This window comes from Pseudomonas sp. LB3P14 (assembly GCF_054898045.1).
Genome location: NZ_CM142714.1, coordinates 2,792,093 through 2,803,210, shown reverse-complemented (window position 1 = coordinate 2,803,210; position 11,118 = coordinate 2,792,093). Strand labels below are relative to the sequence as shown.

11 protein-coding genes and 2 pseudogenes are annotated in these 11,118 nt (G+C 51.2%); 5 read left to right on the top strand and 8 right to left on the bottom strand.

The window, feature by feature from the left end; genetic code table 11:
• Positions 1-50: 50 nt before the first annotated feature.
• Complete coding sequence (locus ACYZT5_RS12990) at positions 51-494, bottom strand: PRC-barrel domain-containing protein (RefSeq protein WP_149631315.1); 444 nt, start codon at positions 492-494, stop codon at positions 51-53.
• Positions 495-1,008: 514 nt separating this feature from the next.
• On the opposite strand from ACYZT5_RS12990, the gene ACYZT5_RS12985 reads away from it, so the two are divergent.
• Positions 1,009-1,353 (top strand): cupin domain-containing protein, encoded by a 345-nt coding sequence (locus ACYZT5_RS12985; protein ID WP_462051459.1) that lies wholly within the window; start codon positions 1,009-1,011, stop codon positions 1,351-1,353.
• Between the two features lie 11 nt (positions 1,354-1,364).
• Here ACYZT5_RS12985 and ACYZT5_RS12980 read toward each other — a convergent pair whose 3' ends face one another.
• Positions 1,365-2,318 carry a LysR family transcriptional regulator gene (locus tag ACYZT5_RS12980; protein ID WP_462052245.1) on the bottom strand — a complete coding sequence of 318 codons (954 nt, stop codon included), beginning with the start codon at positions 2,316-2,318 and terminating at the stop codon, positions 1,365-1,367.
• A gap of 124 nt (positions 2,319-2,442) precedes the next feature.
• On the opposite strand from ACYZT5_RS12980, the gene ACYZT5_RS12975 reads away from it, so the two are divergent.
• Both ACYZT5_RS12975 and ACYZT5_RS12970 read left to right on the top strand, forming a co-directional pair.
• On the top strand, positions 2,443-3,183 hold the full coding sequence (locus tag ACYZT5_RS12975; protein ID WP_462051458.1) for an AzlC family ABC transporter permease: 741 nt from the start codon (positions 2,443-2,445) through the stop codon (positions 3,181-3,183).
• Positions 3,180-3,506, top strand: a complete 327-nt coding sequence (locus ACYZT5_RS12970) for an AzlD domain-containing protein (RefSeq protein WP_462051457.1) — start codon at positions 3,180-3,182, stop codon at positions 3,504-3,506. Before ACYZT5_RS12975 ends, ACYZT5_RS12970 begins: the two co-directional genes overlap by 4 nt.
• Here ACYZT5_RS12970 and ACYZT5_RS12965 read toward each other — a convergent pair.
• Entirely contained in the window at positions 3,487-4,179 is a 693-nt protein-coding gene (locus ACYZT5_RS12965) for an FMN-dependent NADH-azoreductase (RefSeq protein WP_462051456.1), read from the bottom strand. The genes ACYZT5_RS12970 and ACYZT5_RS12965 overlap by 20 nt on opposite strands.
• Positions 4,180-4,285: 106 nt before the next feature.
• On the opposite strand from ACYZT5_RS12965, the gene ACYZT5_RS12960 reads away from it, so the two are divergent.
• Complete coding sequence (locus tag ACYZT5_RS12960; protein ID WP_462051455.1) at positions 4,286-5,140, top strand: LysR substrate-binding domain-containing protein; 855 nt, start codon at positions 4,286-4,288, stop codon at positions 5,138-5,140.
• Between the two features lie 424 nt (positions 5,141-5,564).
• Here the strand turns inward: ACYZT5_RS12960 and ACYZT5_RS12955 are convergent, their stop codons facing one another.
• Together ACYZT5_RS12955 and ACYZT5_RS12950 are read right to left on the bottom strand one after the other, a co-directional pair.
• A complete protein-coding gene (locus ACYZT5_RS12955; protein ID WP_462051454.1) occupies positions 5,565-5,837 on the bottom strand; it encodes a hypothetical protein in 273 nt (90 codons plus the stop codon).
• Between the two features lie 681 nt (positions 5,838-6,518).
• Positions 6,519-8,351 (bottom strand): hypothetical protein, encoded by a 1,833-nt coding sequence (locus ACYZT5_RS12950; protein ID WP_462051453.1) that lies wholly within the window; start codon positions 8,349-8,351, stop codon positions 6,519-6,521.
• A 348-nt stretch (positions 8,352-8,699) separates the two neighbouring features.
• On the opposite strand from ACYZT5_RS12950, the pseudogene ACYZT5_RS12945 reads away from it, so the two are divergent.
• A pseudogene (locus ACYZT5_RS12945) lies at positions 8,700-8,882 on the top strand (integrase); the annotation flags it as partial.
• Between the two features lie 113 nt (positions 8,883-8,995).
• Here the strand turns inward: ACYZT5_RS12945 and ACYZT5_RS12940 are convergent.
• The 3 genes and pseudogenes from ACYZT5_RS12940 to ACYZT5_RS12930 all read right to left on the bottom strand — a co-directional run bounded on the left by ACYZT5_RS12940 (position 8,996) and on the right by ACYZT5_RS12930 (position 10,979).
• Complete coding sequence (locus ACYZT5_RS12940) at positions 8,996-10,528, bottom strand: YecA family protein (RefSeq protein WP_462052244.1); 1,533 nt, start codon at positions 10,526-10,528, stop codon at positions 8,996-8,998.
• Positions 10,529-10,538: 10 nt separating this feature from the next.
• A pseudogene (locus ACYZT5_RS12935) lies at positions 10,539-10,830 on the bottom strand (hypothetical protein).
• Positions 10,831-10,838: 8 nt separating this feature from the next.
• The gene (locus tag ACYZT5_RS12930; RefSeq protein ID WP_462051452.1) at positions 10,839-10,979 is read right to left on the bottom strand and encodes a hypothetical protein; all 141 of its coding nucleotides are present in this window, start codon (positions 10,977-10,979) and stop codon (positions 10,839-10,841) included.
• Between the last annotated feature and the right edge of the window lie 139 nt (positions 10,980-11,118).

Sequence of the window (11,118 nt, the reverse complement as noted above, 5' to 3'; positions counted from 1 at the left end):
GGCGCGCATCACTCTTCGTTTCGGAGATGGACATTAGCTTTGTCGATACTTTATCTCCGAACAGTATCGTAATCGTAGGGTTTAGTTCCATAGAAAGAATGGATTTCTGTTGCCCAAGACTCGTCGGCCATATTAGGCCAACTGTCCTTGTCAAAACCTGGTGCATTTTCCAAGCGTTCTTTCTCTACGTTTAGTACGAAGCGCTTATTTACTGTATCGAGTGTCAATGCGTTCCAAGGTACCGCAAACAGTTTTTCTCCCATGCTAAGAAAGCCACCAAAAGATAGAACAGCATAACTCACTCTACCGCTGCGAACATCCAGCATGATTTCCTTAATATCTCCCAAGTCTTCTTCATTATGGTTATAAACATCATTTCCAATGAGAGTATCTGCCCCCATCAGGTCGGGGCCAGGCCCCTGTTCTTCAGAGCCGGCATCTCGTAGGAGGTTGGTTTTGTACATGCCATAGGTATCGCGATCTTCGTAGTTCATTACTATCTCCTATCAGCAATTGTCAATCAATCAGAAAAATGTACCCACTGCCTTGATGGCTGTATTAGTGGGAGTCACCCGTTTTCGAAAAAGTTGAATTTTTTTTCTGCATGACGACGAATGGTAAGTTGGAGTAAAAAGTCAATCAGCTTTTATTAGTGCGCTATCCATGTGTGATGCTTGTTTTTATTTTTGGCATTAACCAGATCGATATCATAGAGGTGTGGGTGAAGCGATTTCTCAATATGACAACTGGTTTGCATATGACTTCATAAATATGACGACTAAGTTTGGGTCGCTACTGCGACCAAACTTATTTGAATGATAGTTAATATAGGGGAAAGTCCAGCAAAATCTGGAGCAGGACATAAAATTGGCAGGTGAATGTCTGCTTCTGGCCGATAACAGCCTGTCGCGAAGGGCGGCAATCGACCCTTTGTCGCCTCCCGACTGATCACACCTTTTAGGGTCTCTACTTCTAGTTAGGCCCTGTATGTACAGAGAGGAGCGCGCGATGAGCAACGAACAGGCGGCACCTGAGACGAAAGGGGTCACGGTGATCTTACTTGCAACGATTGACCTGGGTCCTGAGATCGAGGGTATGGCAGGGCGCCAACTTAGAATGCGCAGGGTGACCATCGAGCCTGGAGGCGTCTTCGGGCCGATTCACAACCATGTAGACAGACCAGGCACGGTCTACATTCTGCAAGGAACGATCACTGACCATCGAAATGGAGTCGCCACGGATTATGGGCCGGGAGTAGGCTGGCCCGAGGACAGGAACACCACACACTGGCTTGAGAACAGAGGCACGATTGCGGCGGTGGAGATCTCGGTCGATATTGTCAGGCAAGAGTAAGTTCATTTACGTCACTTGAACTGAGCAACCAGCCAATCCTTCAAACGCCCACACGCCGGATCCTCTGCCTTCTTCTCATTAATCATCAAATACTGAACCGCTTCCCTGAGCGTCAGTTCCTCCGTCACCGGCCGAACCAGGCGCCCCTGCTGTACCAGATGCCTCACCAAATGATCCCAGCCCAAAGCGATACCTTGATCATCCAGCGCCATTTGCACCAGAAGGCTGTAGTCATTGCTGCTGAAGTAGTGCGGGCTTTCCGAGGCCGGGATCTGTAGATCGTGGGACTGGAAAGCGAACCACACATTCCAGTCGACCTGTTCTGACAGCTGGGAACGGCCATAAGGGTTCAGGTCCAGCAGTACGCTGTTGCGCATGCCCTCCAGGGTTTTCAGTTCTGGATGAGCCTCCAGATAACGAGGCGTGCACACGGGATAGACGACTTCATGAAACAAGGGGATTCGCAGATAGCCGGGGCGCAGATCACTGGTCTGGGTGATGAAGATATCCGGATTGATCCCGGGCTCCATGACCAGAAAATGCTGAGTGGTAATGACATTCAGGTCGACATCGGGGTGGGCGCTGAAGAAGTCTTTCAGTCGATGGGATAGCCAAAGCGCCGACAAGGCGGGTGAGCAGCAAAGGGTCAGGGTGCGCTTATCGCTTTTTTCCCGGCGGATTCTTTCGGTTGCTTGAAAGATGTTGAGCAGGGACAGCTGTGCAGCATCGAAGAGTGCCGTGCCCGAGGCTGTCAGCCTGACTTCCCTCCCGGTACGGGTGAACAACTCGGTCCCCAAGTAGAGTTCAAGCTCGCGAATCTGACGGCTGATGGCCGCCTGCGTGACGCACAACGCCTCGGCGGCCCGGGTAAAGTTCCGATACTTGGCGGCGGCCACGAAGGATCTCATGGCCTTGAAGGACGGCATTGAGAGCAGGGCCTGATCAGGCTGGGAGCTTTTAGCCATAACAAAAACTACCTGTTTTCTCGAAAAAAAAGTCGGTTCTGCCCATCGGGCTCCGGGTCCACACTCTACCGCACGATGGGTCACAATCGAACCGGCGGCGGGAAGACAAAAACAAGGAGACGAAATGCGGTACCAATCAGGAAGAGAAGCCTTCATGCAAGGTGTCCGGGCGCTCATTCCATTGAGTCCCGGTGTCGTTCCTTTCGGCTTGCTGACGGGGGTCATGGCGATCAACATGGGCATGTCGCCCGGCACGACCATGGGCATGACGCTGCTGTTCTACTCGGGGTCCGCTCAGATGGTTGCACTGCAACTGCTCCATACGGGCGTTGTGCCGCTGGCGATCGTGGTGACTGCCCTGGTCATCAACTTGCGCTTCATCATGTACAGCGCGTCACTGGCCCCTTATCTGCACCACTTGCCCCGGCGCTGGACATGGCCGGTGTCCTACATGCTTTCTGACCAGTCCTACGCGCTGTGCAGTCTCAAACTGTCCTCTGGCGAACTGGGTCAATTCGCACATCACTACTATGCCGGCACCGCCGCTGCCATGTGGCTGTCCTGGCAATTGTCGGTATTGGCGGGCATCTACCTGGGCGCGAGCATCCCCGAGACCTGGTCATTGAGCTTTGCCATACCGCTTTCGTTTCTGGCGCTTCTGGTTCCCGGCATACGCAGTGCGGCGAGCCTGGCCGCCGCCTCTGTCGGCGGGCTGATCGCCGTGTTGGCGGTCAATATGCCCTATAACCTTGGGTTGATAACCGCTTCCATCGGCGGTGTCATGGCGGGTCTGTTGATCGAGAGTGTTCGCAAGCGCCCATTGATCGATGCGCTGCCCCATGACGTCGAGAGGGAGACACCATGAGTGATTTAGCCTTGTGGGGGATGTTCCTGGCGGTCGGTTTGGGAACGTTCGCGATGCGTCTTTCCTTTGTCGAACTGTATGGCCGGTTGCGCATCCCGTCAGTGCTGAGTCGGGCTTTGCTTTACGTACCGGCGAGTGTGCTGGCTGCCCTTGTGCTGCCCGCCGTGGTGTATCCCAATGGGCAGGGGGCATTCGTATTGAATAACCCCCAGATACCCGCCGCCATTATTGCGGCCTGGGTCGCCTGGCAGACTCGCAATACGGTCCTGACGCTGGCGGTTGGTATGGGAGGGTTGTGGCTATTCAGGTATTTAGGTGTGTAGTGAATCGATGTGCAGCCGGGGGGGCCTGAAGCGTCAGCGACAAACTGTCTGCCAGGCTCCTGGCCTGCCGAGTCGCGTCCTCACGCGCGCGAAGGTCAACGTCTTCCCCCAGGATCGTTTTCTCCACAATCACCGAATGCACATCCGTGACGCCGATAAATTTCAGCCAGGCTTCCACGTAGGGCTTCTGGAAGTCGAAGCGCTCCGCCGGTGTGCTCGACTGCGCCGAAAAATCCAGGCCGCGGGCGTACATCACCACGGCGAGTTTGTTGTGCAGCAGGCCTTCCAGACCCCGTTCCGGGTCAACGCTGAACAGGACGTCTTTCTGCGAGACCAGGTCGATGAAGTGCTTGAGTTTGTACGGGATGCTGAAATTCCACAGCGGTACGGACATCACGAGTACATCCGCGCGGTGCAGGTGACTGGCCAGCTCTTTTAACGTGTTCCAGGCGTCTTGTTGCGCGGCGGTCAACGGCGTGCCATTGAGCCCGGCGTATTTGGCCTCCATTGCCAGATCATCGAATTCTGGCAGCGCCATGTTCCAGAGGTCGAGGGTGATGATTTCGGTATCCGGGGTGTTTGCTTGATAACGCGCAATGAAGCTGCGAGCGACTTCAAGGGAAGCCGAACGCTGTTTGCGTGGAGAACATTGAATATGGAGAAGAGTCGTCATGGCACACCTTGAATGATGGGGAGACAGGGCAGGTGGGAGCATTGCAACATAGTTGTATTTGAAATATAAATCGTAAATTCCAACTAGATTGATCACGTATAAAACTATGTTCGATGCTCTGCTGCTCAAGACATTTGTCACCGTCGTCGATGAAGACAGCTTCAGCCGTGCAGCCCAGAAGCTGCACCTGACTCAGTCTGCGGTCAGTGGCCACGTGCGGCGATTGGAAGAACAGATTGGTAAACCCCTGTTGACGCGCACCACCCGATCCCAGCAACTGACTGCCGATGGCGAGCGCCTTGTCTCTTATGCGCGCACGATCCTCGCGCTGAACCGTGATGCCTGGACAGACCTGACACGCACGCCGTTTCACGGGCGGCTGCGGATCGGGGTGTCCGAGGATTTTGTCGAGTCTCGATTACTGCGCACTGTTCAGGATTTCGCGGCGCAGTACCCCGGGATGGAGATCGAGGTGCAGGTGAACATTCCGGGTACGTTACTGGCGCTGATGAAGCAAGGGCATCTGGAGGTGGTCATCGGTTCGCTGTGTGAAACCAGCGAAGTGGGGCTGTTGCTATGGCAAGAGCCGCTGGTGTGGGCCTGGTCGGCGCAACCTGTCGCCCGGTTACCCACGCCGTTGCCGCTGGCCCTGTTCCCCGAGCCGTGCCCTTATCGCGAGGCCGCGCTGACAAGGCTGGCGCAGGCGGGAATCGCCCAACGCACGGCGATGTTGTGCAGCAGCACTGCCGGGTTGCGGGCGGCGGCCCTGGCAGGCTTCGCAGTAGCGCCCATGCCTCTCAGTCAGTTGGGGCAAGGATTGACGGCTATTGGGGTAGAACAAGGATTGCCGGATTTGCCGGATGCGCAATGTCGGCTGTTCACCTCGCCTGACGCGGATCAGGCGATTGTGGCAGCGGTCACTCAGCTCATTGTGGAGTATTGCTCTACGCGGAGGGCTTGATTGTCATTTCAAGGGCTTGCTTGAGCGTCTCGGGTACGCGGTCTTTGCCTTCCTGAGGGAAGGTCAGCTGTCTGTTGGATGCTGGTGAACCACTTTGATCATGGACACAAAAAAAACGGGCGCCTTGATGGCGTCCGTTTTCATTTCATCCATTGCCCTAACCAATGTCCGACCGCACATAGCGGCTTTTTACCGTATGGAAGTCTGCACATTTTATTTCACATACTGACTTGATGAAGAGGCGCTAATTTACTGGCCTCCAGAGGTTTTGTAGGCTCTTAAAACAAAATTATCTTCACATTTTATTTCACATATTTTTGTGAAATGACTTCGGTCAATGGGCTCACGAAAGGATCCGTAAGCCGCGTTTATGCACAGATCGCAATTGCAGAAAACGGGCGCCCATTGAGGCGCCCGTTTTTACTTACTCCTTCACCTGCGCTCGTAAGCGTCGACCGATCACGTCCATCAAGTCACAGCCGTCGCGTAACGGAATGACTAACAGCTGAGAAAAGTCTTTCAATACCACCGTGTCGCAACCGAGTTCGGCGCGGTAGGCGATGTTTTCCAGCACTTGAGTGACCGTTCGGATGCGGTGGTCAGCCATGGCTTGCAGGACGTCGAGTGGGGCTTGGGTGTCGATGAGCAGGGAGGCCGGGATCAAGTCGATTCCGGTGAGGGGCATGTATCTTTCCATAGGTGAGATCTCGTTCAGTTAGATGAGACCGCCAACAGATCGTCGCCAAACGAATAGGGTGGCAGTTGCGCGCAGGTTGGCGAACCGGGAACGAAAACCGGCAGACCCGAAGGTCTCCCGCGCGCAACCGCCATAGTACAGCGGTTTTGCAGTTGCGACGACGCCTGCAAATGAGCAGGCGGCCCTCGCATTCGTATCTCGGGTCGCCAAACCCGAATCGCCATTTTGGGCGACGAGATGGACTATAGGCCTCATCAGAACGGCGGGAAAGGTGAGGGATTCCGAGGTTTGTGTAGGAATTTTTATGGTGGTCCTAGGACCGTTACGCCCCTTCCGCGGGCGACTACTATCGGCCAAAAACGGACATTCGGGCGATGAGTTATTTCCTGAATCGCGGTGCCCAAACTTCTAAGACCTTAGTTTTTTTTTACAAATTTTTGAACAACCCCGCCCCCAACGCACATCGTCATTACCACGAACTTCACCCTCACCGCCCTCTTTCCAGGAACGCGTGCCGTCCATTAGCACCCCGCTCATGCCAAAGAGATGCCCGATCGAAATGGTGCTGCTGACGTTCAACTTTGCCGGAACGATCTCCAACCGCGTCGCGCGCAATAAAAAATTCTAGGATGCCCTTTTTCCCGGAAATTGATAAAAACGCTGCTCCCGTTTGCCATAGCGTTAGAGGTGATAGGAATCATTGTCTCGCATGCAAATGAAAATAATCCTTCCAAAAGCCAGTATTAATAACCCAGCTAAGGTGAGTAATATTCCCTGCGTCGCGCCGTCTAAACTTTCCCAGCGAGTCTTGCTTAGTCTCTTGCCATCTACCCATACCCAATCTGCAACGCCTTGGTATATTAGGCTGCCGTCATCATCAGCTCTCCCGCTGATACTCCCACTGTAAAAAGCGAATTCATGCCCGAGAATATTTTTTATGGACTCTCCATTTAGTCGCAAATAATTAATATTTCCGCCAATTGTCAAGCCCTGCATGATCCCTGGTGAAATCAAGTTTTTGATCCGCTCAGGCTTAATGTTGCTGACTGACAACCAGCCATTAAGCCCTGTAAGGCTGAAAGAGTTTTGTTTGGAAAAGCTGTATACTTTGCTTTTTTCGGTTTGACGAATTTCAAGAATAATTTTGATCGCGCCAGCCTTCGAGAAATGTGTACTTAAAGACAAAGGCGGTCCTGATAAGTTGAAGGGTGCACAGACATTCGAGGTAGCTCGCGGTGCATTGGGCTTGAATGCGAGCGAGTAGATCTTCCCGTTCATATCAAGCTTTATTATCTTTTCGGCGGACGTCACCTCGGAAGCTTCGTTCATAGTAAAAAGTGGGAGCTGTATTATGAACTTTTTGGGCACTTCATTTGACCAGTACTCAGTTACATCAGTGGCCATTACGAATCGATTAAGTTCATGCCCCTTGTCATCCTTTAAATGCCATGAGGGCTCTACCTTTGACTGCCGAACCTCAATATTTCCGTCATCTGTTTTAGATCCTAAGATCACTATCCCCTTATCCAGGATGATGGATAAGTCCCTTAGATCCGTAATTTTTAGCGCTTTCGATTTATCTGTATTTGCTTTTAATAGATCCTCCGTAAGACATCCATCGAAAGCGGTGACAGTGATTTCAAAATCATCAGAATTAGTGGCTTTCCAGCCCAAAGTTGCATTTTCTGCATTCCCTTGAAACGTAAGGTTGCCCTCAAACTGTCCCTTAAGAAATCCGAAGTCATTTTTATTATTTTTTTCGGGCTCGCAGTTGCATTCGGCGGCATTCTTCTTCTGATGCCGTTCTTTCATCTCCTGGCTGAATATATAGCTTGCGCCCGATTTTGGTGATGTCTTTGCTTCTATGTTAGATGGGGTCGGATTGAAAACTAACGTCAGCGCGTAGTATTGGAACAAGAAGACGAGTAGACCCAGTATGGCAGGTAACAGCGAGGACACAAATTCCGCTAGTTTCACGTGCTCGGCCATACTTTTCTTCAAACGCTCCGCGCTCCAAAGAATGACAACCAAAAGAGCTGATGTTAACGGGGCGCCGATTATGTTGCTAGATACGGACTCAAATAGTTGAGAGCCTGTGAACGTCTCGTACCAAATGAATGATCCTAAATCTAGCAGGGTCATGAAGGCGAACGAAGTAACGGAGGTCAAGATAATTGCTCCCCGCATCGAGCGACTTTTATAAATACACAGCGTCAAGGCGGCAGCCCCAATACTATAGAGTAAATAATCGTTACCGAGAATCCATTCCTTGAAACTAGGAAATCTTATGAGCGCATCCTTATAGACGCTTTGATAAAGACTCGAACTAGGGCTGGTTAAGAGAGCTAGTCCATGTTGCTGAAATGAGGGGCCTAGAGTAAGGATAAGAAGTGCACAAAAAAATATTGACCCTAAAGTTGTGCATTTTGTTACCTGATTAAATTGAATTTTCAGCAATTTCTTCTTGAGTCCGTTCAGGATGTGAGTGGGACAGCGGGGGGTTGGAGCAAGCATACCCCACACGCGTGATGACGGAACCTGCTACTTTCGAAGGCATCTCGCAGGGATGCCCTAAGAAGTTTTTTTAAGGTAAGCATTGCTCAAAAACAAATCGCATTGCGTGTAATTGATTCATCGCGCACTTCTGCGACATGAAGCACAGTAGCGCCCCTCTACCAGCGGTTTAACCTTCGGCAAACCCAAGTCAGGGGCAAGGCAATCGATGAACAAACCATTCGACTAGCCGTCGCAGAGGTGCTGCGAATAAGCGGCCGGTCGCGAGTGACCGGTTTGGGTCGGATAGCGCTCCCTTCGCACAGTGACTGATCCACCCTTGTCCTCCCTCAACATGGAGGACGAGCCATGAACACTATTGCTACATACAGCCATCAGCCTTGGAACAAGGGAAAGCTTGTCGGGCAGAATGCCCCGCTCCGAGTCAGAGATATCTGGGCGATCCGCGTAAGACTTCAGCTTGCTGAGAAGACACGTGATTTGACGCTATTCAACTTGGCGATCGACAGCAAGCTGCGTGCCTGTGACTTAGCCCCGCAGAGCATCTGCTTTCACAGCCAAGGCTGAGCAGGCCTTGGCACTGGCTTCAAAGGTGCGACCAATTACACTTTGATCTGAGCTTCAGCAAAAGTTGGAAACAACTATCATGCACTACAGCATTTCTTGTATTTTTTTCCTGATCCACATGTGCAACGCTCGTTGCGGCCCGGAATAGTCGCTTTGCGGGGTTGGGATTGAACGAACTCGCTAACCGTCACCTTCCGTTGACTGAGAGTTGAGGTTTCGAAAAAATTCCACGGCTTATTTAACTCTCGGTAATGCGAGCGAAGTTCTTCCGTCCATGTTTCGCAGGGCATGAGAATGAAGTCTTCAGCAACGGTGTCAGAGTATTTTGGCGACTCCACTCCGATGCCTACTATTTTCGTAAAGTTCGGGAATTTATTTTTTGCAGCGCCACATGCTATTTCTAAAATCGTCTGGCGTTTTTCCCGCAAGTCAGGTGCTAACTTGAAGCTATCTGGGACTTTTAATTGTAAAAACAGATACGCCGTTGTTGGAGTAATTGACGGCATCAGAGTGACTTTTCGTCCGCCACCATACATTTCAGGAAAAGTCTCGATCGCTTGAAACATTCCCTCGGCGATGCTTCGGCGCATGAATCGAGGTTCTTTCACCATTTCGTAAATTGCGCTTGGCCCCCGCAGCAGATCCGCATTACCTTGCAACTTTCCGTCAATGGAATACTGGCACGTTCTCTGTATCAGTTCGTCCCACATATAGGAGACTGCGTTCGCCTCCTTCGTCGCAGCATACGTATCGGATTCAAGGTATTCTTTCCATTCCCCCTCGCCGATCATCACACCGTTTATTTTCCTATCATCACTCCCTATGTAATGGCGCTGATTTTTCTTGTCAAAATTCATGTAGTAGTGAGCTAGAAGGTCTTCTTCGCCGCAATAGCTAAGAACATTTAAATAATGTATCGCTGCTGTCTTTTCATCCAGATAATTTGCGAAGTCAGTTACCGTGTCGAGCTCCCCAAGAACTATTGAAAGATTGTGGCTGTCCAGAATGTGGATCGGATTTGTTTTATCCAGAACTAATGAAAACGGCTGAACAGACTCTGTCGGGGTTTCTCCATTAATATTCGTGTAAGTTACTGCGAGACTGCCATAAATATTGTCGGGCGAAGAATTAATGCAAGCCTCTTTTGCCCCGTGAGCAACTATTATTTTGTGAAAAATGGCCTTTTCTAAATTGATATCAAGTGGAAATGGCCGTGTTTTCTTTCCATCTAAAAAAATAGATCTGCCACTTCTTATGTATCGTTCCGCACCGTGAGCCGTAACCACCTGCTTATCTATTACCTTGGACTTCCAGCGATTCCAAAGTACTAATGGGTCTTTGTCCGCCGTATGAGATAGCGCATTATTTCTGTCGAAAAATATGAAAACATTATCGCCAAAAACAGCGATCAAATCACATAATTCTTTTCCGTCATCCTTATATGGATTCGGATAAGTCCATAGTTTCAAAAAGGAGTTTTGACAAAATTGAGAAAGCAAACGTTCAGACTCAGTAACACCGCCCGTAATCAACACAGTAAATACCTCCTTTTCACCATGGTTAGCCGCTATTCCCCACAATGGCCCAAAGCCATTAGTTTTGCACGTCATTTGCGCTCTATCACAATCGACACCACCACGACCGCGCGTACGCAATCATCGACATATTCAATACCACTCAGCACAAATCCCTGAACCGCCATTCCCGCCAACATCGCATCGAGCAGTGGTGGCAAAGGGTCAGGATCGAGCGGCATCCCTACATCAACACGGGCAACGGTGGTCGTCCGGCACAACTGGGCGCAGACAGTAGATTTCACCATGACATTGCCTCGGATCGCCGGATAGCGGCGCCGCTCCTTGGCATCCAGCGCGACACCGCGTGAGCGCATAGGTGTGACCATTACGTGCATGGAACCTCCTACTCGTCAGTATCGATGTCGAGTAGCGATTCAACGGCGTAGGCCAGCGCCGCGTCTGCCAACTTCAACAGATCGCTTAGATCGTCGGCATCAATCACATGGCCTTGGTGCAGCGCGTGAGCCTGCCTAGGTAATTGCACTGACTTGACCACCTGTTTGCATCGACTTGACCGGCGCACTTTGTAACCATGATCGGCAGAGAACGGCCAAAACCGACCATTCTCTACGTAGTCAGAAGACAAATGCCATTATACCCTCAGTGGCAGTTGCCAGCTCCCT

Bases quoted from the DNA above. Each gene is read 5' to 3' on its own strand.
- ACYZT5_RS12965 (WP_462051456.1), bottom strand. From the start codon at position 4,179: ATGACGACTCTTCTCCATATTCAATGTTCTCCACGCAAACAGCGTTCG.
- ACYZT5_RS12960 (WP_462051455.1), top strand. From the start codon at position 4,286: ATGTTCGATGCTCTGCTGCTCAAGACATTTGTCACCGTCGTCGATGAA.
- ACYZT5_RS12940 (WP_462052244.1), bottom strand. From the start codon at position 10,528: ATGACGTGCAAAACTAATGGCTTTGGGCCATTGTGGGGAATAGCGGCT.
- ACYZT5_RS12980 (WP_462052245.1), bottom strand. From the start codon at position 2,318: ATGGCTAAAAGCTCCCAGCCTGATCAGGCCCTGCTCTCAATGCCGTCC.
- ACYZT5_RS12950 (WP_462051453.1), bottom strand. From the start codon at position 8,351: ATGCTTGCTCCAACCCCCCGCTGTCCCACTCACATCCTGAACGGACTC.
- ACYZT5_RS12970 (WP_462051457.1), top strand. From the start codon at position 3,180: ATGAGTGATTTAGCCTTGTGGGGGATGTTCCTGGCGGTCGGTTTGGGA.
- ACYZT5_RS12975 (WP_462051458.1), top strand. From the start codon at position 2,443: ATGCGGTACCAATCAGGAAGAGAAGCCTTCATGCAAGGTGTCCGGGCG.
- ACYZT5_RS12985 (WP_462051459.1), top strand. From the start codon at position 1,009: ATGAGCAACGAACAGGCGGCACCTGAGACGAAAGGGGTCACGGTGATC.
- ACYZT5_RS12955 (WP_462051454.1), bottom strand. From the start codon at position 5,837: ATGGAAAGATACATGCCCCTCACCGGAATCGACTTGATCCCGGCCTCC.
- ACYZT5_RS12990 (WP_149631315.1), bottom strand. From the start codon at position 494: ATGAACTACGAAGATCGCGATACCTATGGCATGTACAAAACCAACCTC.